At 43.0% G+C, this 20,676-nt stretch carries 19 protein-coding genes; 12 read left to right on the forward strand and 7 right to left on the reverse strand.

The window, feature by feature from the left end:
* Positions 1-270 precede the first annotated feature (270 nt).
* Both CJD36_RS05130 and CJD36_RS05135 read right to left on the reverse strand, forming a co-directional pair.
* A complete protein-coding gene (locus CJD36_RS05130; RefSeq protein ID WP_105038070.1) occupies positions 271-807 on the reverse strand; it encodes a pyridoxamine 5'-phosphate oxidase family protein in 537 nt (178 codons plus the stop codon).
* A 757-nt stretch (positions 808-1,564) separates the two neighbouring features.
* On the reverse strand, positions 1,565-1,927 hold the full coding sequence (locus tag CJD36_RS05135) for a response regulator transcription factor (protein WP_105038071.1): 363 nt from the start codon (positions 1,925-1,927) through the stop codon (positions 1,565-1,567).
* Positions 1,928-2,187: 260 nt separating this feature from the next.
* On the opposite strand from CJD36_RS05135, the gene CJD36_RS05140 reads away from it, so the two are divergent.
* Positions 2,188-2,511: a hypothetical protein gene (locus CJD36_RS05140; protein ID WP_105038072.1), complete on the forward strand. Its 324-nt coding sequence runs from the start codon at positions 2,188-2,190 to the stop codon at positions 2,509-2,511.
* 3 nt (positions 2,512-2,514) lie between these two features.
* On the opposite strand, the gene CJD36_RS05145 is transcribed toward CJD36_RS05140, so the two are convergent.
* Positions 2,515-3,801, reverse strand: coding sequence for an O-antigen ligase family protein (locus tag CJD36_RS05145; protein ID WP_105038073.1), 1,287 nt, complete (start codon positions 3,799-3,801; stop codon positions 2,515-2,517).
* 12 nt (positions 3,802-3,813) lie between these two features.
* Between CJD36_RS05145 and meaB the strand changes: the two genes are divergently transcribed.
* Together meaB and CJD36_RS05155 are read left to right on the forward strand one after the other, a co-directional pair.
* On the forward strand, positions 3,814-4,752 hold the full coding sequence (gene meaB, locus CJD36_RS05150; RefSeq protein WP_240609304.1) for a methylmalonyl Co-A mutase-associated GTPase MeaB: 939 nt from the start codon (positions 3,814-3,816) through the stop codon (positions 4,750-4,752).
* Between the two features lie 142 nt (positions 4,753-4,894).
* Entirely contained in the window at positions 4,895-5,962 is a 1,068-nt protein-coding gene (locus tag CJD36_RS05155) for an MraY family glycosyltransferase (RefSeq protein WP_105038074.1), read from the forward strand.
* A gap of 146 nt (positions 5,963-6,108) precedes the next feature.
* Here the strand turns inward: CJD36_RS05155 and CJD36_RS05160 are convergent, their stop codons facing one another.
* A complete protein-coding gene (locus CJD36_RS05160) occupies positions 6,109-6,870 on the reverse strand; it encodes a hypothetical protein (RefSeq protein ID WP_105038075.1) in 762 nt (253 codons plus the stop codon).
* A gap of 217 nt (positions 6,871-7,087) precedes the next feature.
* Here CJD36_RS05160 and CJD36_RS05165 point away from each other — a divergent pair, with 217 nt between their 5' ends.
* Positions 7,088-8,593 carry a tetratricopeptide repeat protein gene (locus CJD36_RS05165; protein ID WP_105038076.1) on the forward strand — a complete coding sequence of 502 codons (1,506 nt, stop codon included), beginning with the start codon at positions 7,088-7,090 and terminating at the stop codon, positions 8,591-8,593.
* Positions 8,594-8,691: 98 nt separating this feature from the next.
* Positions 8,692-10,320: a tetratricopeptide repeat protein gene (locus CJD36_RS05170; RefSeq protein ID WP_105038077.1), complete on the forward strand. Its 1,629-nt coding sequence runs from the start codon at positions 8,692-8,694 to the stop codon at positions 10,318-10,320.
* A gap of 488 nt (positions 10,321-10,808) precedes the next feature.
* Here the strand turns inward: CJD36_RS05170 and CJD36_RS05180 are convergent, their stop codons facing one another.
* Complete coding sequence (locus tag CJD36_RS05180) at positions 10,809-11,921, reverse strand: ABC transporter permease (protein WP_105038079.1); 1,113 nt, start codon at positions 11,919-11,921, stop codon at positions 10,809-10,811.
* A gap of 329 nt (positions 11,922-12,250) precedes the next feature.
* Here CJD36_RS05180 and CJD36_RS05185 point away from each other — a divergent pair, with 329 nt between their 5' ends.
* The 4 genes from CJD36_RS05185 (at position 12,251) to CJD36_RS05205 (ending at position 16,258) form a co-directional block, all read left to right on the forward strand.
* Positions 12,251-13,879 carry an acyl-CoA carboxylase subunit beta gene (locus tag CJD36_RS05185; protein ID WP_105038080.1) on the forward strand — a complete coding sequence of 543 codons (1,629 nt, stop codon included), beginning with the start codon at positions 12,251-12,253 and terminating at the stop codon, positions 13,877-13,879.
* A gap of 85 nt (positions 13,880-13,964) precedes the next feature.
* A complete protein-coding gene (locus CJD36_RS05190) occupies positions 13,965-14,393 on the forward strand; it encodes a hypothetical protein (protein ID WP_133162510.1) in 429 nt (142 codons plus the stop codon).
* A gap of 492 nt (positions 14,394-14,885) precedes the next feature.
* Entirely contained in the window at positions 14,886-15,692 is an 807-nt protein-coding gene (locus CJD36_RS05200; protein WP_105038083.1) for an ABC transporter ATP-binding protein, read from the forward strand.
* A gap of 68 nt (positions 15,693-15,760) precedes the next feature.
* On the forward strand, positions 15,761-16,258 hold the full coding sequence (locus tag CJD36_RS05205) for a hypothetical protein (protein WP_133162511.1): 498 nt from the start codon (positions 15,761-15,763) through the stop codon (positions 16,256-16,258).
* 81 nt (positions 16,259-16,339) lie between these two features.
* Here the strand turns inward: CJD36_RS05205 and CJD36_RS05210 are convergent, their stop codons facing one another.
* Positions 16,340-17,284, reverse strand: coding sequence for a hypothetical protein (locus CJD36_RS05210; RefSeq protein WP_133162512.1), 945 nt, complete (start codon positions 17,282-17,284; stop codon positions 16,340-16,342).
* 114 nt (positions 17,285-17,398) lie between these two features.
* The gene (gene pepT, locus CJD36_RS05215; protein WP_105038086.1) at positions 17,399-18,646 is read right to left on the reverse strand and encodes a peptidase T; all 1,248 of its coding nucleotides are present in this window, start codon (positions 18,644-18,646) and stop codon (positions 17,399-17,401) included.
* Between the two features lie 139 nt (positions 18,647-18,785).
* On the opposite strand from pepT, the gene CJD36_RS05220 reads away from it, so the two are divergent.
* From CJD36_RS05220 to CJD36_RS05230, 3 genes are all read left to right on the forward strand, one after another.
* Positions 18,786-19,382 carry a MarC family protein gene (locus CJD36_RS05220; RefSeq protein ID WP_105038087.1) on the forward strand — a complete coding sequence of 199 codons (597 nt, stop codon included), beginning with the start codon at positions 18,786-18,788 and terminating at the stop codon, positions 19,380-19,382.
* 72 nt (positions 19,383-19,454) lie between these two features.
* On the forward strand, positions 19,455-19,919 hold the full coding sequence (locus CJD36_RS05225; RefSeq protein ID WP_105038088.1) for a hypothetical protein: 465 nt from the start codon (positions 19,455-19,457) through the stop codon (positions 19,917-19,919).
* 10 nt (positions 19,920-19,929) lie between these two features.
* Complete coding sequence (locus tag CJD36_RS05230; RefSeq protein WP_105038089.1) at positions 19,930-20,646, forward strand: hypothetical protein; 717 nt, start codon at positions 19,930-19,932, stop codon at positions 20,644-20,646.
* The last annotated feature ends 30 nt before the right edge of the window (positions 20,647-20,676 follow it).

The following is a 20,676-nucleotide window of genomic DNA, read 5'->3' on the forward strand; positions in this document are numbered from 1 at the left end:
GCGGTAGTCAATAAGCTGCTCAAACAAGCATTTGCTATTGCGACAAAAGAAGCAATTTTTGAGAAAAATTATTTACAAAATACTTGTTTATAAACACAGTTCATTGCGAGGAACGAAGCAATCTCACATCGGATTGCTTGCGCCAAAACTAAATAGCTACATGGAAATACCCAATCCAAATATGGTAACTACTGGTCGAAGCGTCCACGGAGTTTATCCCGACTTTTTCGGGGTCCTACCACATGCAAGCGTATCGCTTGCGAAACAACTTTATACCCTCAACGTCCCCTCAATAGAATCATCCAGCGCCTGGCCAATAGCCGCACCCACCATTTGTTTAGCGAATGCTACCACCATACCATGCTTGGTATCCCAGTAATAGCCATCCTCAGGAGTTACCTTAATAACGGTAATACGCGGATCATCAACACCCTCTGTAAACCAGGTTTTTATAGTAGGATCCCAAAGCTCTTTTATTGTTTCCTTATCGCGGCTTACAGTGGCCTTACCATACAGACTCATAAAGTCACTGTAGTGGCTACCCTGGAAGAGCAACTGCACAAACGCATCCTGCTTTACCTCCTCATTCTTATGACTATCTATTGCACTCAGGAACCACAGATTGCCGCTTTCATCTATCTTTTGCGGCGCCATAGGCCTTGTTGCAAAGGGCTTGCCCTCCTGCATATCTGTACAGAAAAAGCACGAATGAGCCTGCTCTGCAAGCTCCTTTATTTTCTTTACCGCTTCATCGCCCCACAGGTTCTTCTTGTTCTCTTCAGGCTGTTGTTTGTTTATGCTGTCCATGATTTTTTTAAACAGAACAGGCTGTAAAATCGTGCCAGACGAAGAAGTGCGATCGCAATATTATTCCTCCAGGAGTTAAAGCACATGTCATGACGCCGAGGGCATCACATGTCTATAGCAATATGATATCACGTTTTTTGAGAACGATGCCGGAGGTATCGCACATATTCAACAGAGAAGTTCATAAAATCAATACTCTCGAAGCAGAGTATAAAAAAACACTTTTCACTCCCTACCAGCCATTTTTTCAAAACACACAAAACACCATACATAACCCAACACAGATCCAACAATCTAACTACAGTTATCCACAAAACTTTTTTTTTTGGTGGTACGGAAAGCGTACCATCATGGTACGAAAAGTGTACCACCATGACTTTTGCTTTTGCACAAATCAAAATACCGTCTCACCTTTGTAGCTAAACTATAAATTATCATTACATGAAAATCTGCAAACCTTGCGATCACCTGCAAACAACGACACACCAACACTACTTAATAAAACGCATGGTACTTTTTAAAAATTAGGTAGGGGCTGAAAATTTTCGGCCCTGCAAAAAGTGGAAGAAACCGGAAAAAAGTGGAAGAAAGTGGAAGTTTTAGGAAATTTGTTAAAACACCCCGAAAACCACACCCAAACAGCATTTCCACCGAAACACGCGAAACAAAACTTCCGTAAACAAGAAAAACTTCCACTTTTATAATCGGGCTCAATAACACCAACTATAACAAACTTAATATCATGGAAAAATATTGCTTAATACACCAGCTTCTGCGCCCTTGCAAGTAGCTCACTGGCTTTAAAAGGCTTGGTAATAAAGTCATCGGCACCCAGGGCAAATATCTCAGCTATCATTGCTTCAGTTCCCATGGTGGTCATTACAATAATTTTTATCTTACCGTACTTATTGCGTTTTATGGCCTCAATTAATTGTTGTCCATTTACATAGGGCATATTAAGGTCGGTAACCACCAACTGATAAGAATTGTTCTGCAACATTTCCATTGCCTTTTGTCCATCTATGGCCAAATCTACATGGTAACCTTTTTTCACAAAGTAGTTCTGGGTCACTTTGCCCATTATGTCATCGTCTTCTACTATAAGTATGTTTGTTGCCATTAATATTTGGTTTCCAGATCTACAAATTCAGATTATGTAACAAGGTGTAATACTACAAAATAAAAACAATTTTCTTTATTCACCACGTGCTTCACAACCGTTCATCAACTTTTCCGACCGTTGGTAAACAAAATGTAGATTGATGGAACCAAGTGCTCTAATATTGTGCTAAGATCATTGCACAGCAACACTTTCAGAGGATTTGCTATTTGTATCTGATTTATGAAACAACCTTGTTAACTGACGTAAAGATTTGTGCTATGGAACTTCAAACACTATACCGCCCCGTTGGATCGAGTGAGCTTGCCTGGATAAAAAAATCGGGCTGGACGCGCTTCCCCACAAGGCTTATTAAAACGCCTGTGTTCTATCCGGTAATTGATGACGCCTACACCCCACTGCAATCAAAGCACCAGCGCACGGCGGCCTGCATCATCCGCTTTCATGTAGTGAAGGACTACCTGAAAAAATACCTCGTGCAGCAAGTAGGTGCAGACATGCACAGTGAACTGCATGTACCAAGTGAAGCACTCGATGACCTGAACAACAATATTATCGGGCTGATTGAAATAACGGGTATCTAATTACTATATCGTACTTGTAGCCGACACATCTCTCTTCTCTCCCATTGTATGCATCACCATCAACAGGAAAAAGAGATAGATAAATACACCAAACTGACTTTCAAGGAAAGGCTCAATAAAGAGCATAAGCAACAGCATGACCCAGGTGATAGCCAGAAAGAATTTATCGCGCTTAGTGCCCTTTGTAAATAGCGGCATCATCACCCATACCGCAAAGATGATCATTGCCGGAATACCACACCCAAGAGCCACTGTAAGAAACTGGTTATGCGGTATCAGCTTGTTGATCTCCTCCGTTACATTAGGGTAATATTTTGCGTACCCTTCTTTCATCGCATCCAGCATGTCGCCGGTGCCCACGCCCTTTTCAGGGTGCTCTTTGATTAGCTTTAATGATATGTCGTAAGACATTATGCGCGAGAGGTCACCCAGTTTGCCGGTCTTATCCTGGTCCATATATCTATACCAGGTATAGACAATATGCTCCTTACGTTCTCTAAGCGTAGGTATGAAAGTAACCGCACAATAAAGGAAAACAGGAATTGCCAGAACACCCAATATACCCGCCAAACTACGACGGGCAATTACAGAGTAAACAGCATAGCTGATGGCAAAAATATACACAGCAAGAAGTCCGCTCTTTGATGCCAGCACATGCAGATATATAAATATCAACAAACAAGATCCACCTATGATCCACTTAACAGTATCATTCAACAAACGGGGCCACATAAACACCACCCATGCTATGAACAGCGCACAGGTAACACTAAAGCAAAGGTAATCGCGGTATACCGGTGTAGGCAACATGTGCGATATATTGTACTCCGCAATAAAGTGCGCATAATCACGCACCAGGAAAGAAATGCTATACCCGCATCCCGCCAAAAGCATCAGTGCCGCAATAAGGGTAAAATTCTGTAGCTGCCGTGCAGTAAACCGGGGAACAAAAGTAAAAGCAAGTGGCAAAAGGACGACGGGCAGCTTTAACTGCAGGAATACCCCCCACTCCTCCTTATTACTGCTCCAAAAAAAACTTGCCGCATACATGGTCACCCAGGCTATACCTGCCAGCCACCATTTGCTCTCTATCCACTTACGGGGCGGTACATTCCAAAGGGCGTTGATGCCAAATAGTATCATGCCCAGCGATAAGAACAGCCTGGAAATAAGCAAGCCCGACACCATCAATAATATACAAACTATAGCTATATCAGACTTATCTACTTTCTTATTACTTAGAAAACTACTTTTGCTAGATAGATTATTCACAATTACTGTAACGGTCAAAAAGACAATTTAGTGCGCCACAATATTAAGCAACTTCATGAGGAGATAAAAACGGGCAGCTTTCTTGCGCTGGCAAGGGGCATCACGGCCGTTGAAAATAACCTTGAAGGCTATGAATGGCTATTAAGTAATCTGAACAGCCACAATAAGCCAAGGGTCATCGGCATCACCGGCCCTCCCGGTGCAGGTAAGAGCACTATGGTCAATGCCCTGCTTCAGTACTGGCTGAAGGAAAATAAGAAGGTAGCCGTTATAGCAGTCGACCCCTCATCACCATTTAACTATGGTGCATTGCTGGGCGACAGGATACGCATGAGCGAATTTTATACTAATCCCAATATTTATATCCGCTCGCTGGCTTCACGTGGAGCTTTGGGCGGATTGAGTGCCAAAATAATAGAGATCACCGAGGTGGTAAAAGAGGCCCCGTTCGATGTTATTGTTATAGAGACCGTAGGTGTGGGACAAAGTGAGGTAGAAATTGCCGGCCTGGCCGACTGCACAGTAGTAGCACTGGTACCCGAAGCCGGGGATGAGGTACAGACCCTGAAGGCTGGTATAATGGAGATAGCCAACATATTTGTGGTGAACAAGGCCGACCGCGAGAATGCCGAAACGCTGTATCGCAATCTGCGTATGCTGGCACATGAGAAAGCCATTGACGGCAAAGAGATACCAGTGATAAAAACAGTAGCTACCAATAATACCGGCATACCCGAGCTGGCGGAAGCTATTGCCAGTTACCTTAAAGAACATGAGGAACTACCGGAGAAACGCCTGCAGCTACTGGCCGAAAAAAGCTGGCAACTAATGCAGGTGCAGCAAATGAAGAACATAAGTTATGATCGGTTGAAAAGTGAACTGGCAATAGCCGTTGGGGAAAGTGACTTTAATTTGTATTCGTTTACGAGAGGATTTTTGGAGCGATCGTTGAATAAACGCAGCGCGTAGAGACGCATAATTGCGTCTCCACATAAAATGGGCCAACACAAAACGAATACGTCCAGATTGCTCATTGTCGTGGTTCGGCGCGACTCACCACGACAATGAGAGCGACAAATAATAATCAACAGTAAACACCGTTATCAGTATAATGTTATCTACGTTGCCCGATTACATATTGTATATTTTAGCTGTGGTGGTATCGGCAGTGGTGAGTCTGTATGCGGTGAAGAAGATCATCTTTATCGCCCGCAAGCGCAAAATATATGACATCCCCGACAACATCCGCAAGATACACGGCGAGGAGATACCCAGCCTTGGGGGCATAGGCGTATTTATTGGTTATATAGCCACCATACCCTACTTCATACAGCATGCAGGCATAGGCTGGGAGGTCATTATCACTTCAACAGTCATCTTGTTCTTCACAGGCATTTATGACGACCTCATGAACATGCGCCCATCAAAGAAACTATTGGCTCAGTTCATTGCCTCATTCATTGCCGTAAAGTTTGCTGATATGCGTATCATATCCCTTTACGGATTTATGGGAGTCGATATCTTACCGTACTGGGTTAGCGTAGGGCTTACCACCTTCTGCTGCACGTTCTTTATCAATGTGTTTAATTTCATAGATGGTATAGACGGGCTGGCCGGCATGCTGGCCATACTCTACTGCGGCGTACTCGGGTTACTGTTTATACAAACAGGCCATAGCATGGAAGCTTGCATCTCCTTTTCCCTGCTCGGCGCAACCATAGGTTTGCTTTACTATAATTATTCACCTGCTAAGATATACATGGGCGACACCGGCTCCATGCTTTCAGGCTTCACCATTTTTATCTTATCTATATTCTATGTCCGCTTTATGTGCACCACCCCTACAGCCATAAAGGCCAGCAGCGCGTTTATGCTGGCATTGTCCATTTTGTTCTACCCGGTATTTGATGCAGTGCGCGTATTTATACTGCGGGCAAAAAATGGCATATCTCCTTTAAAGGCCGACAGGCGGCATCTGCACTATTACCTGCTCGATTCAGGTATGAGCCACGCAGCCACTTCCTGGTTGATAACCGTAGTTAATGCGCTAACGATCGTCCTTGCTGCACTGTTAAGCCAAACTATGCATTTCGGAATTGTATTGCTGATCATATCTATACCATCGATAGTTTTAGCTGTGATGGCCCAACAAATGCAGCGAAAAAACAAAATCAGATAATAACAAAAAAGCGGATCCGCAAGACTGCAGACCCGCTTTGGGATTGTTATAAATGCGGTTAATATTATGGCATTGTAATAGTATAAGTAGTGCCGCTGGGCAAGGTAAGTACCGCCTGGTTGTCGCATGTTGCTGTACTACCATAATTAATGCTGCGGGGTAAGTCCACTTGGCATTGTAAAAGTGAGTGTACCTGCTTCTATCCACCTGCAGCCTGCTGCAAACACCAGTGGCGTGGTGGTAGGAATAGCAATATTAACTATGGCTCCGCTGGCACGGGTAAGTGTACCGGTGCCGCTTACAGTATATTTATCATCAGAGAAGTCGGTCAGCGTATTATAGCCATCCGTCCAGGTGCGCACACGGGCCCAGTTGGTAGATATGCTACCACCTGTAGCCAATGTAACCGTACCATTTACAGTTACGTTAAAGTAAGGCTGCCCCAATGAATTGTGGCCCATATTGGTAACCGTCTTTGTACCGGCTACATTATTATCGTTCTGGTAATAGTTATCGAAGGTAATAGTGCGTACAGATCCGCTATCTGAATAGTTACCTGTATAGCTGATCAGTATTTTACCCCTGCGGTTACGGCCATCGTTGCATAAGCAGTTTACCGTACCAAAGTCTACAACTATAGAACCGGTGGTGCGGGTAACCGTAGCACAGGCACTGGTAAGCGCGGTGGTCTTATACCCCAGCGTACTGCCCGATGTTACGGTAGAAGCTTGGTCCGATATAGATTCGGCATCATTGAAAGATTTTTCCGCCGTAGAATGCTCCGAGGCATACCCGGTATCTTCTGTAGTATCTGTCTTTTTATTCTTGTTACAAGAAGCAAGAAAGGCAAGAGAACCGACGGTTACTGCCAGTGCGCCAACATAAAATGAAAGCTTTGTCTTAAACATGATCAGGATATTTTAAGTGGTTAAATATTTATTTTGCTCTTTTAAGACTTGCAAGTAATGAGCGAGTTTAAAATACCGGAAAATAAAATATTGACGTTTACTGTCCGGTTAAAAAAATTATTGAAAAAACCTTTCATTCTGTTATTAAAGATAGATATAAAGAATTATTTTTAGTTGCTTCGCATTTTCTCGACGTTGGCGTGGCCAAATATATTTAATGAAAAAAATATTACTATTAGTTTATTTTACAATACCCACTATGTTGTTTGCCCAGAAAAAACAGGGCCAGCAACTGGTTGATTCATTGCTTAAAGTATTACCCACCCTACAGTCAGACACCATCAAAGTAAAAGTGCTGTATGATATTTCATCGGGCTACCGGGCTTTTAATGCTTCAGAAGGGATAAAATATGCACAGCAGGCGCTTGAATTGAGTTCTGATCTTGACTGGCAAAAAGGAAAAGCAATGTCTTATGGCGCCATTGGCAGCAATTATACAGGCAAAAGCGATTACCCTAAAGCGCTGGAAAATCTGTTTAAAGCCTTATCTATAAATGAGTCCATCAACAATACAAAGGGGCAGGCAGTTAACCTGCTGAATATAGGTGTGGTGTACATGAAAAAGGGAGACCAGCAAACAGCACTTTCTTATTACTATAAATCCAAAACTCTTTATGAGCAGCTGAGAGATAATAATGGTATTTCTTTCAACCTGAATAATATAAGTATCATATATCAGGAGCAAAAAAACTACACTAAAGCACTGGAATGTTATAAACTGGCGCTAAATATTGCCAGTAACGAGAATAATAAAACCCAGATATCTACTACGCTGGGCAACATTGGCGTTGTATACTTCTTTCAGAAAGAATATGACAAAGCACTGGCGGCACATTTTGCTGCATTGAAAATAAGTGAAGAGTTGGGCAACAAGGGCCTGAGCGCCGACAATATGGGTAACATAGGGGTAAGCTACCGGAATATTGCCGGCGAAAGTACGCTTTACGTAAAGGGCGATTCCCTTATTCCCAAAGGCAAGCAAGCCAACCTGCAATTATCGGTTGAGTATTTTACCAGGGCTATAAAACAGGGACGAGAGATAGGCTACCTGGATGCCATACAGGAATTTTATAGCGGACTGTCTGAAACCTATATGCTGATGGGCGAGAAAGACAAAGCATTGGAAAGCTATAAAGAATACGTGGCAATAAAAGACTCTACAGGCTCTGCTGACATAAGATTAAAAATAGCCAACCTGGAAGCAACCAGAGCCATGGAGCTAAAAGACAAGGAACTGGAAATAGAAAAACTAAAAGTAGCCAATACCCGTAAAGAGCGCGTATTATACATTTCGGGCCTGTTATTGTTACTGGCTACAGTAGCAATAGTCTTCAGGAAGTTCTATTTTCAACGGCGGTCTAACCGCGTATTGTCTATAGAAAAAAGGAAATACCTGCAGCATATAAAAGTGCAGGAAGATGTACTCAAAAACATTACGCACGTACAATCTCACGACCTTAGAGGCCCCGTATCTACTATACTGGGGTTGGCCAAACTCTACGACCAGGAGCACCCCGACGACCCCGATAACAACACCATAATCAATGACATTATCGATGTATCGGTAAAGCTGGACAAACAAATAACCAGCCTTATAAAGAAAGAGAACAAACTGGCGGCAGATAGTAAAGACATGAATAACGATAGTCATACTAACTTTTAATTACCAAGTTGCTGAGAGGTCCTTATAATAATAAAAGAAATAGGAAGCTATAAAAAATGGGCACATTTATATTATCTTTCAGTTAGCATCGTAAATTCATGAAATACTCTTTCTTCTATACACTTAGTTTCTGCATTGCTGCCACGCTCTGTTTCATTTCAGCAGACAACAAAGCATTGGCAAAGGCCGGCCCCGAAATGTTGGATTCACTAAAGGGGGAACTTGGTAAAGTAAAAGAAGACTCTACCAGGGTTATACTACTTACACGTATATCTCTGTACTACCGTTACATCAACCCCATGGAGGGCATTAAGTATGGACAGCAGGCAATAGATCTGGGTGAAAAAATAGAGTGGCCGCAGGGTACAGCAAGGGCATACAGTGCTACAGCTAACAACTATCTTACCAAATCGGACTATGTGAAGTCAATAGAGTGCTACAAAAAAGCACAGGAGATATTTGAAGAGAACGGGGACAAAAAAGAACTCGCCAAGACCCAAATAAACGTAGGAATACTCTACTTTACTCAGGGTAATTACCCTAAGGCAATTGAAAATTATTTTACGGGGCTTAAAGTTGCAGAGGAAGTAAAAAGCAAAGAGGATATTGCTTCTTGTATGCTCAATCTGGGCATAGTATATAGCCGCCAGGAAAAGTATCCTGAAGCGCTGGAATATTTTTTCAAGTCGTTAAAAATGGCCGAAGAACTGGGTGACAAGGGTGGCATAGCCTACAACTACGGCAATATAGGGCTGGTGTATAAGGCACAGAAAAACTATGTAAAAGCACTGGAATATTACGAGAAAGGTCTGAAGTTGAATGAAGAAAAAGGCTCTAAATCATATATACTTGCCGACCTGGGAAATATTGGTAATGTATACCGCAATGACCATAACTACCCAAAAGCATTTGAATACTTCCTCAGATCGCTGAGGATAGCAGATGAGATCGGCGATAAATTCAGCATGTCTATATGCCTGGGCAACATTGGAGAAACTTACCTGAATATTGTACAGGATAGTACTACAGTTGTTAAGGCCGACAGCCTTATATCTGCAAGTAAGGCCGGCAATCTACAAAAGTGCGTTAACTACCTCGATAAAGGGATAGCTATTTCTAAAGAGATAGGCGATATAGACGGCATCCAGGAAATATCTAAAAACCTGTCAACCGCATATGCATTGCTTGGGAATTATAAGGAGGCCCTGGCTAACCATATACAGTATATGGAGTATCGAGACTCTATTTTTTCTGAAAAGAATAAGATAAAAATAGCAGGGTTGGAAACACAACGGGCAATAGATCTTAAAGAAAGAGACATACAGATAGAGAAACTCAAAGCAGCCAACAAGCGCAACGAAAGGGTTATATTTATAGCAGGAATTGCGCTGCTGTTGATCACACTTACAGTTATTGTTAGAAAATTTATTGTTCAGTCGCGCTCCAACAAGGTGCTATCGCACGAAAAGAAAAAGCACCTGCAGCGCATAAAAGAACAAAGCAATGTGCTGGAAGATATTGCCCATACCCAGTCGCACGAAATACGCGGCCAGGTAGTAACAATAATGGGGCTTTCCCGGCTATTTAACTACGATAACCTGAGCGACCCTGTGAACAAAGAACTGATGGAAGGCATAGCAGGAGCCTCAGAAAAGCTGGACGATATCGTAAAGGATGTTGTGACCAAGGAAAATAAGTTTAATAGCGAGAGTAAAGGGAAGAAGTAACTAAAACAGCACCTGCTTAATTCTCTTAAAAATTGCAGTGATTATATGAACAACAAATGCAACCTGTCCCAAAAATAGGACAGCAACACTGCAACCAGCTATGATCATTTGAACATTTATTTCCGGATGAGCAATGTCAACATATCTTAACGGGCGGGGAGAATAGATCGGCTTGGGGAAAAGCCAGATCGATATTGCGCCCAAATAAAATAGACAAATTGAAACTATATGCGTCCATACTAACCACGGTAGCGACACGACCCTTGCAAGTTGCCAATGTATGACCCATAACCCAATGCACAGCATTGCCGCTAGCCCATAAGCAAATGATAAATGAATTATAAAATAGCTGTCGTGATTGTGAATATCTACCTTATCAGTACCTGAAAGTGCCGTATGTATGGTAAGAATTCCGGCCAATATTAGCAGCAGCAAATACGGCATTCTAAATCCAGTTTTGACCCTTGACATAAGTTTCGTTATATATATTACCCTTTCACATCCAATATATCCCTCAATGCATTACCCAAAATATTGAAAGAATAAACCAGCAGCATAATAGCAAAACCCGGTATGAGCGCAGGAAATGGCTTGTTGGTAAGCAGGAAATTGTAGTGCTCCTTTATCATTAATCCCCACGATGGTTGTGGTGGTTGTACACCAATACCAAGGAAGCTAAGCCCTGCCTCAGTAAGTATGGCTGCTGCAAAATTACTTGCCGCAATAACCATAAGCGGGCCTGCTATGTTAGGCAGTATGTGACGGAAAATGATGCGCATGTCTGATATACCCAATGCCTTGGCGGCAGTTACATATTCCATTTCTCTGAGCACCATTACCTGCCCTCTTATAAGCCTTGCAGCCCCCACCCACATGGTCAATCCAATAGCAACAAATATCTCCCAAAACCCCTTTCCAATAGTGAGCGTAATTGCAAATACCAAAAGCAACGTAGGAATTGACCAAAGAATATTAATGACCCACATTACAGCACTATCCACCTTACCGCCAAAGTAACCGGCCACTGAACCCAAAATAATACCTATGGACAGCGACAATATAACAGCCACAAACCCCACTGATAGGCTTACTCGGGAGCCTGTGATAAGCCGTGACAGTATATCCCGCCCGTATCTGTCGGTGCCCAGGTAGAAAGTGCGATTGATAATGCTATGTTCCTTTACATACTCCTGTTGCTGTGCAAGAGTAAGCCCATCTTGACCAGCAGGCAGTAGTTGCCCAATAGGGTAAACCACCTCATCCTCTACCCGATCATCTATGTAGTGCTTTATATGCAGGTTAGTACCTTCAAAAGAATAGCTGTTCAGTGGCACTTGCACAAGATCTGACGGCGTACCATGCAGCAATTCTGATACTTTGGCGGAATGAGCAGGCTTTTGGGTTTTCGGCAACAAGAGCAATTGCCGGGTAAAACCGGGAGATTTAGCACCCAGCTCCACGATCATACTGTTGGAATAAGGCGTATTATCGGGCGCTAAGACATATGCAAAAACAGATATAAGTGCAGTGCACAAGATCACGCCTATGGCTATTAAAGCAAGAGGGCGTTTAAGTAACTTATTGAGTGCTGAACTGCGCATATTTGGTGGCTCTAAAGTAGCATAAATGAGGGAATGTGGTATTTCATGCACTTATATGGGAAAATCAATGGTTTACTTAACGATAGGATCTGCCCTTTTTGTATCGATATACACAAAAAAGATAGTAAGTTTACAATTCGGAACGATGATCCAATAAAGTCTATCAATCTGAATGTTTTTTTCGGTTTCTGCCGCGTTGCAAAATCTTTAAATAGTTCACTATTCACAGATGTTTGCGCCTTGCATAAAACAAAAATAACTATCCCGCTTAACAGACTTTATCGAATCAACGTTCCTGAAAAAAGGCACACAAAAAACATACATATTCGATGGATCTTGAATTTAATAAGAATGAAGATGGCATGAAACTGGCAGTAAGCCAGATGAAATCCCGACATGCAGTAATAAGCCAGGGTGGTGGTAAAAAAGCCATGGACAAAGCTCGCGAAAAAGGCAAAATGGCACCAAGGGAGCGCATCGAATATCTTATAGATAAAGGCAGTGTATTTACGGAGATAGGTGCATTTGCAGGGTATGACATGTACAAAGAGCATGGCGGTTGCCCTGCGGGTGGCACTATAGCCGGCCTTGGTTATGTAAGTGGCCGCCAGTGTGTGATCGTAGCCAATGATAATACAGTAAAAGCAGGAGCATGGTTCCCGATAACAGGCAAAAAGAACTTGCGTATGCAGGAGATCGCCATGGAAAACTATCTGCCGGTTATATACATTGTAGACAGCGCCGGGGTATACCTGCCTATGCAGGATGAGATCTTCCCGGACAAAGAACATTTCGGCCGGATATTCAGGAACAATGCGCAGATGAGCGCAATGGGCATCAACCAGATAGCCGCCGTAATGGGTAGTTGTGTAGCAGGCGGTGCCTACCTGCCTATCATGAGCGATGAAACGCTTATGGTAGAAGGTAATGGTTCTATCTTCCTGGCCGGCCCTTACCTGGTAAAGGCTGCGATAGGTGAAGACGCAGACCAGCAGGCGCTTGGCGGTGCCAAGATGCACACCGAAATAAGCGGCATCGCCGATTATAAATTTGATACAGAAAAAGAATGCCTTGACCAGGTGCGCCGCATAATGGACAAGCTGGGCGAACAACCCCTACAGGGTTTTAGCAGGGTGAAGCCTGCATTGCCTGCAAGGGACATGAAAGATATTTACGGTCTGGTATCTGCACAAAACAATAAGAACTTCGATATAGTTGAGGTGATCAAATGCCTTGTAGATAATTCCGAGTTCGACCAGTTCAAAGAAGATTATGGCAAGACCATTGTATGCGGCTATGGCCGTGTAGATGGCTGGGCTGTGGGCATCGTAGCCAATCAGCGTAAGATAGTGAAGAGCGGCAAGGGTGAAATGCAGATGGGCGGTGTGATCTATAATGATAGTGCCGATAAGGCAGCAAGATTCATTATGAATTGCAATCAGAAAAAGATACCATTGGTATTCCTGCAGGATGTTACCGGCTTTATGGTGGGCAGCCGCAGTGAGCAGAGTGGTATCATTAAAGACGGTGCAAAGCTGGTAAATGCTGTAGCTAATAGCGTGGTGCCGAAGATCACTATTGTTATCGGCAACTCATATGGCGCAGGTAATTACGCAATGTGCGGTAAGGCATATGACCCACGCTTCATCTATGCATGGCCTAATGCCAAAATAGCTGTTATGGGCGGCGAAGCTGCGGCTAAAACGCTCATGCAGATACAGGTAGCCGGACTCAAAGCGAAAGGTGAAGTGATAGATCCTGAAAGAGAGAAAGAAATACTCAAGGAGATCGTAGATAAATATGATGCACAAACATCTTCATATTACTCGGCGGCACGACTTTGGGTAGATGAGATCATAGATCCAATTGACACCCGCAGCGTAATATCTGAAGGTATCAATGCAGCCAATCATTCGCAGGATCATAAGGAGTTTAAGATGGGGGTGTTTCAGGTATAAATTCGGCAATTTGTCTGAATCACAGATTTTAAAAAGGATTACCCAGATTTCACTGATTCATGCTTTTAAAGATAAACCCAGTGTAATGAAAAACGTTGTCCATATAATTCTTTGTTTGTTGATCTTTCTTTGTTCCTGCGGGAATAAGGAAGGTGCGTTAAGCATTGATGCGATCAAGGAAGTACCTGAAGATTGCAAGGAGGCAGGCTGTTCGTTTAGCGATGCTGACCATAAAGACAACCCTATAATGATGTCGGGTGGAGGTGATGAAACATACCTGTGTGTGAATGGCAAAGTGGTAGGTTTTGCTCTTGTAAAGAGTACGCCCACAGCCATTAATGACAGTACCACCAACTATAATGAAACGTATCAATACAAAGACCTGGAACTGAAGGTGCAGATGAACCAGACACATGATGGGAGTGAAGAAGATACTTTTGAAGGCACGATAACTATACGGAACAAAAAGGGCGAAACGGTGGCAAAGAAGTTTGTGGGTGGGTGTAGTTGCTAGCGCGGCAGAGTAAAAGGAAAAACACTATGAAATGAGAATAATTGCTATTGTATTGCTCTTTATGCTTATTTGCTCATGCCACAGTAAGGTTGAACCGTTTAAAATTACCAGGTTTAAACAATATCCCGGCGGTGGTTTTGACAGAGGCGGGTGTAATTTTATTGACCAGGAAAGTAAGTCTGAGATCTTTATAACATACGACACATGCGGCTATCTTTCAATTGATGATTCTGTGGTTGTGTTAAGATCGATGACATTAGGATCAGACAGTATTGAGCATTATGTTTGAAGTTGATGTAACAACAACGCTGGTGTCAGATTCGGTCTATAAAAATTATGACTATTGTGGGGTTGTGACAATAAAAAAGAAAGGTGGAGGGTCGGTTACGAAAAAAGTATTTGCCGTTTGTGGCCTTTGATGAATAGTTACATCCAGGCGAAACAATTTGATAAAGAAAGTTTGCCACCATGTACTAAATACCATGTACTGAAATGATAGAGATAAAGAACGTAAGGAAAGCATTTGGGGAGAAGGTGGTGTTGCACGATGTTTCCTTTAAGATGGAGGCGGGCAAGACCAATCTTATCATTGGTACCAGTGGCAGTGGTAAGACAGTACTGATGAAGATAATGATAGGCCTTATGTCGGTAGACAATGGCCAGGTGCTATATGAGGGTGAGGACATTGTGACCATGGATGAAAAGGAGTTGAAACTTCTGAGACAATCGGTGGGTATGCTGTTCCAGGGCAGTGCATTGTTTGATAGTAAGACGGTGGAAGAGAATGTAATGTTCCCGCTCGATATGTTTACTAAAGACAATTATGCAACAAAACTAAAAAGAGTAAATGAGGTATTGGACAGGGTAAACCTGAAAGATGCCAATAAGAAATTCCCGGCAGAGATAAGCGGTGGAATGAAGAAGCGCGTGGCATTGGCCCGTGCTGTGGTGCAGAATCCTAAATACCTGTTTTGCGATGAGCCTAACTCTGGCCTCGACCCTCAGACATCGCTGGTTATTGACAAACTGATAAAAGAGATAACCACCGAATTCAACATCACCACCGTTGTGAACACGCACGATATGAATACGGTGATGGAGTATGGTGACCATATTGTGTACATGTACCAAGGCACCAAGCAATGGGAGGGAACTAACAAGGATATCATCTTCAGTAAAGACGAAAAACTCAATGCATTTATCTTCGCCTCAGAGTTCCTGGAGAAGGCCAAGGAAATGAGTATGATGGAGGCCGAAGCAGCATTAAGAAGTCGCAGTGGACAGAGCTATAAGGACTAGCCCATTACGCCTGTAAGATCCCAATATCAATCCTGAATAATAATCGACACACACACAAACAAACAACCATGAAGAAAATTGTATTCTCGCTTTTATCGGTAACGGTAATGGCCGCAGGCATAACCTATGCCCAGACAGCTAAGAAAGCCGCACCGGCTGCAAAGACAGCAACTGCAAAAACAGAAACCGAAGTAATAGACCTCACCTCTGTAGAAATTCCCTCTAAAATGACTGTACCCAAAGGCGTAAAAGCTGTAGTTGGCAAATATGACAACAGTATACAGGGCCCGGGTAATTTTGAGATCAGCATAGAGACTGCTGAAATGACCATTGCCGAGCAAAGAACTAAGACCGAGAAGGATGATATGACCAAGTTCGTAAAGTACCTGGCGCAAGATGCTAATGGCTTTATGTACACGGCTAAGATCATGGGCAGAGACGTATGCCATTTTGAATATATCCTCAATGTAGGCGGCAAGTCATTCCGCCTATATGACAAACGTGTATCACCACTTACCGAAGAGCAGGTAAAACCTATGTACGAAGCTGCGAAAAGTGCTAAGTAATAATAAAATTTAAAGCCATTAAATAAAAATGCCCCATCGCAAGACGGGGCATTTCAAGTTATATACAGCTACTTATTTCTTTTACAATGCATTTACCTGAGCGAGGAAGGTAATTGGATTGACCTTCACAATACTCATGGTGTACGCCCAGCCATTCAGCGGAGTGATGTTGGTAGATATACCACCATAGAAATCGCCATGGTAAATACCCCATACTACGAAGTGTACAGGTACATTAGGCACGTGTGTTTCGCTTATTTTCTGGTGGTAACGCGCAGCCATTGGATACACTACCCTGTTGTTATCGAACAATGCATAAGCCTGTACATGGTCGCTATCGTCAAACTGAGGACCATCGATGGTCAAAGAGAATGTCTGATAGTTAGGACTGGTAAGGAAACGACCCGCAGCTACCAAACCTAAGCTGTCTGACTGAACGGCTATAGTATCGCCAATGTAAGTTGTAGTTCCTGCACCGCCCCATGTAGCAGTAGGATGCCAGTTTACAGGATTTACCGACGTGTTTACCGTCTGGCCATAAAAGAACTGCATACCTGTAGAGATAGCTCCCAACTGAGGTATTACCGCTGTAAAATTAAAGCCCGGCTTCAGCATCAGCTTAGTGCCACCCTGGTAAGCAGTTACCTGCAATTCACCACCTGATACCAGTGCATTCCCATCGCTTACAGGCAATATCCTGGAGAACATCATGTCGCCCCTTTTTATGTATTCGCTCAGGTCAAGATTGATATTACCGGTTACTGCACCGCCCGAAACAGTTTGGAATGCGTTGGCAGGAAAAGTATAGATCGTACCGCTATTACCTACAAAACTACCGCCCAGCGCAGGGTTCAGCACCACTGTTCTAGGTACTACTTTCAATGAAGTATAAATAGAACTCATTGAGTAAGTATAATAAATAGTAGAGTCAACAGGTGTAGGCGTAGGCTCTACTCTTGCTGTTTTAGTACAAGATGCAATTGCAAAAATTGAAACCAGTATAGCAGGTAACAGTTTTTTTGTCATAATAGTTTTTTTGTCTCTTTGTTGTAGTATCTGCATAGCTTTTCCACCCTCCAATTTGGTCAGAATTAAGCTAAACGTCGGTAAAATAAGAAATTTTCCAATATCCCTTACAAATTATTTTTCCGCCCATATCTGCGCCAGGTGTACCAGCACTTCTGTAGCCTTCTCCATATCCTGTACGCTTACGTATTCCTGCTTGCTATGGATACCCATTTCACCGGTAAACAGATTAGGACAAGGCAGCCCCATGAACGACAGACGCGACCCATCTGTACCACCACGGATACTCTGGATATTGGCCTTCATGCCTGCGCGTCCATACGCTTCTTCGGCGTATCCCATTACCTGCGGATTAAGGTCAAGTACTTCCTTCATATTCCTGTACTGCTCCTTCACTTCAAATGCTATGGTTGTACCAGGGAACTTGGCTGCTGCCTGCTCGGCCAGTCCTTTCAAACGAGCTTCGTGTTCGGCCAGTTTCTTAGTATCAAAATCGCGTACTATGAATTTCACTACCGCTGTCTCCAGTTCGCCGGTTATAGATGTAGGATGCACAAAACCCTGCATACCCTCGGTAGCCTCAGGGCACCATTCGGTATCGGGCAGCATGCTTACAAAAGCAGAAGCAGCCTTTATAGCACTCACCATCTTGCCCTTGGCATAACCCGGGTGTGCGCTCACGCCATGAAAAGTAACTACAGCAGCATCGGCAGAAAATGATTCTCCTTCCAGGTGGCCTCTTTCACCACCATCGAGGGTGTAACCAAAGTCGGCACCCAGTTTCTTCATGTCTATTGCAGCCACACCACGACCTACTTCTTCATCTGGCGTAAACAGCATGCGTATCTTACCATGCTTTACTTCGGGGTTGTTCATCAGGTAGTGCGCCAGATCCATAATAATGGCCACACCCGCCTTATCATCTGCACCCAACAGGGTAAGTCCCGACGCGGTAATGATATCATCACCAATGCGCTCCTTAAGGTAAGGGTGGTCTTTGGCACTTACTACTATAGTGTTATCATCGGGCAGGGTAATGTCCTTGCCATCATAGTTCTTGTGTAAAATTGGCTTTACCCCTTCACCGCTGCAATCGGGCGCGGTATCAACGTGCGAGCAGAAGCAAAGTACAGGTACATTCTTATCTGTATTAGCAGGAATGGTAGCATATACATAACCATGCTCATCCAGTTCAGCATCTGTCAGGCCTATTTCCAGCAGTTCCTTTACCAGTATGCGGCTCAGGTCTTTCTGCTTTTCGGTAGATGGTTGTGACGGAGACATCGGATCGCTCTGAGTGTCTACCTGCACATATCTCATAAAACGCTCTGCGGCGGTGTGGTTGTAATTTGCTAAGGCCATTTGTATGTTTGAGTGGCAAAAATAGGTAACTTGTAAGTGAAAAGTAAAAACTGAAAAGTAAAAAGTATCCGGCCATAGTTATGACACAGCTCAAAGGTGTGCCATAACTTGCGCTTCTATTTCAATTAAAACACATCCCATGAATTCCATCTGGCTCAATAAAGACGACCTGAAAGAGATAGTGACCGTTACATTCACACTGTTTGCGGTGATAGACATATTGGGATCGCTGCCCGTAATTATTGGCATCAAAAAGAAGATGGGCGATATCAATGCGCTGCTGGCCACAGCCGTGTCCGGCGGATTGATGCTGGCATTCTTTCTTATAGGTGAACAGATGCTGCAGTTTATGGGGCTGGATATTAAATCCTTCGCCATAGCGGGTTCTATAGTTATTTTTATCCTCGGGCTGGAAATGGTACTTGGGCTGGATATATTTAAGCACGACGAAAATGCGAAGACCAGCACACTGGTACCGGTCGCCTTTCCGCTCATAGCAGGCTCGGGCACATTGACTACCGTTATGTCGCTTAAAGCAGCTTATGAGTCTTACAACATCCTTATAGCCATTCTTATTAATCTCATTATTGTGTTTATAACGCTTCGTTCTGTCAACTTCCTGGAGCGCATGTTAGGGCCTTCGGGCATAGCAGTTATCCGTAAATTTTTCGGAGTGATACTGTTGGCAATTGCGGTGAAGATATTCAGGAGTAATTTAGGGGTGATGCATGTGTAAACGAATGTGATGGAATGCAACAATGCGATGAATGCGGCAATGATCGCCTATATAATTTAATCATAACCACTTATGAAAAAAATCCTGAGATTCATACTGATAATTGTAGCCTTTCATGCTGGCAATTGTTTGGGTCAGGATACGCTATGCTATCATCAGACAGCGTCTCCCTGGGTATCTAATCATTATATTTTTTATAAGGAAAATAAACATTTGACTTCAGGGACATTTGACAAAATAATGCACAGCGATGATGGACAACAATGGGCAGGACATGGTCTGTTTACTGAACGACATCGAAAACTTATTCTTCAACCATTTAAATTGGTTAGAACAATGTACATCATTAAAGGAGATAGTCTTCTCTTAAATCCTGACATACATGATACAATAAGTATACCTAAAACTACATTTGTGGAACGGGGAGAAAATTTGTTGCAATATGCCCGAAACAAAAAAGGAAAAATGTCACATCTAAGAAAGAAAACGCTGTTTGTGCGGGACGAAAAATATATAGACAATCACTCCACAAAATGAACTATTAAAAATGAAGAATACCTTTAAATATATCTTGTTTACGTTGACAACACTTTTCAGTGTTATGTCCTATGCACAACTACGTATAAAAGTACCCTCCAGCTTTGTAGAAACAAAGCCACCAATTGCCTATAGCATACCCTGGCATAAGCTCAACTCAAGCAAGAGAGAATACAGGGTACGCGATTTTGAAGGTGCACTGGAAATAAGAAGAACACCAAGTATGAACTGGAACCTGTTGAGTATTCAGGGTGGGTTACTGAAAGCCATAGATCATGGTGAGTTTGGCGGATCATTGACATTTACGCCTAATGATAACACGCAGCAACCCATAGAGATAAAAGAAGGCAATGTAAAATTTGTATTTAGCTATAAAGACAAGATATACTTTATTGAAGGCCTTGCCCACATGGACCATAGCGGAGGTGCATTGTATGAGCTGATAAGAACTGGGCACGATTTCAGCTATAAAAAGCTACTTGATTTTGAAGATGCCCCCGAGGCATTCACTATCTACAATGATCAATTCTTGATTGCCGCCCATGAGAGCTTTTATATAGTCAAAGACCTCAAAAAAGAAAGACTATTTAAAAATGCCTTCTGGACGGGCCTCTACCCCAATTCCATTGCCGCATTTGATGATGAAAATGTGTTTATAGGCATGCGCGGCGGGATAGTAAAGTTGGATTTTACAGAGGGGACGTTGGTGTTTTATAAGAATGATTAGGGGATATCAATTATTAACTCAAATCGTAAC

This window comes from Flavipsychrobacter stenotrophus, assembly GCF_002954265.1.
GTDB classification, from domain to species: Bacteria; Bacteroidota; Bacteroidia; order Chitinophagales; family Chitinophagaceae; genus Flavipsychrobacter; species Flavipsychrobacter stenotrophus.

Excerpts from the sequence above, each read along its gene's own strand:
- CJD36_RS05130 (WP_105038070.1), bottom strand. The coding sequence starts at position 807 with ATGGACAGCATAAACAAACAACAGCCTGAAGAGAACAAGAAGAACCTG.
- CJD36_RS05135 (WP_105038071.1), bottom strand. The coding sequence starts at position 1,927 with ATGGCAACAAACATACTTATAGTAGAAGACGATGACATAATGGGCAAA.
- CJD36_RS05140 (WP_105038072.1), top strand. The coding sequence starts at position 2,188 with ATGGAACTTCAAACACTATACCGCCCCGTTGGATCGAGTGAGCTTGCC.
- CJD36_RS05155 (WP_105038074.1), top strand. The coding sequence starts at position 4,895 with ATGTTATCTACGTTGCCCGATTACATATTGTATATTTTAGCTGTGGTG.
- CJD36_RS05160 (WP_105038075.1), bottom strand. The coding sequence starts at position 6,870 with ATGTTTAAGACAAAGCTTTCATTTTATGTTGGCGCACTGGCAGTAACC.
- CJD36_RS05165 (WP_105038076.1), top strand. The coding sequence starts at position 7,088 with ATGAAAAAAATATTACTATTAGTTTATTTTACAATACCCACTATGTTG.
- CJD36_RS05170 (WP_105038077.1), top strand. The coding sequence starts at position 8,692 with ATGAAATACTCTTTCTTCTATACACTTAGTTTCTGCATTGCTGCCACG.
- CJD36_RS05180 (WP_105038079.1), bottom strand. The coding sequence starts at position 11,921 with ATGCGCAGTTCAGCACTCAATAAGTTACTTAAACGCCCTCTTGCTTTA.
- CJD36_RS05185 (WP_105038080.1), top strand. The coding sequence starts at position 12,251 with ATGGATCTTGAATTTAATAAGAATGAAGATGGCATGAAACTGGCAGTA.
- CJD36_RS05190 (WP_133162510.1), top strand. The coding sequence starts at position 13,965 with ATGAAAAACGTTGTCCATATAATTCTTTGTTTGTTGATCTTTCTTTGT.
- CJD36_RS05200 (WP_105038083.1), top strand. The coding sequence starts at position 14,886 with ATGATAGAGATAAAGAACGTAAGGAAAGCATTTGGGGAGAAGGTGGTG.
- CJD36_RS05205 (WP_133162511.1), top strand. The coding sequence starts at position 15,761 with ATGAAGAAAATTGTATTCTCGCTTTTATCGGTAACGGTAATGGCCGCA.
- CJD36_RS05210 (WP_133162512.1), bottom strand. The coding sequence starts at position 17,284 with ATGACAAAAAAACTGTTACCTGCTATACTGGTTTCAATTTTTGCAATT.
- pepT (WP_105038086.1), bottom strand. The coding sequence starts at position 18,646 with ATGGCCTTAGCAAATTACAACCACACCGCCGCAGAGCGTTTTATGAGA.
- CJD36_RS05220 (WP_105038087.1), top strand. The coding sequence starts at position 18,786 with ATGAATTCCATCTGGCTCAATAAAGACGACCTGAAAGAGATAGTGACC.
- CJD36_RS05225 (WP_105038088.1), top strand. The coding sequence starts at position 19,455 with ATGAAAAAAATCCTGAGATTCATACTGATAATTGTAGCCTTTCATGCT.
- CJD36_RS05230 (WP_105038089.1), top strand. The coding sequence starts at position 19,930 with ATGAAGAATACCTTTAAATATATCTTGTTTACGTTGACAACACTTTTC.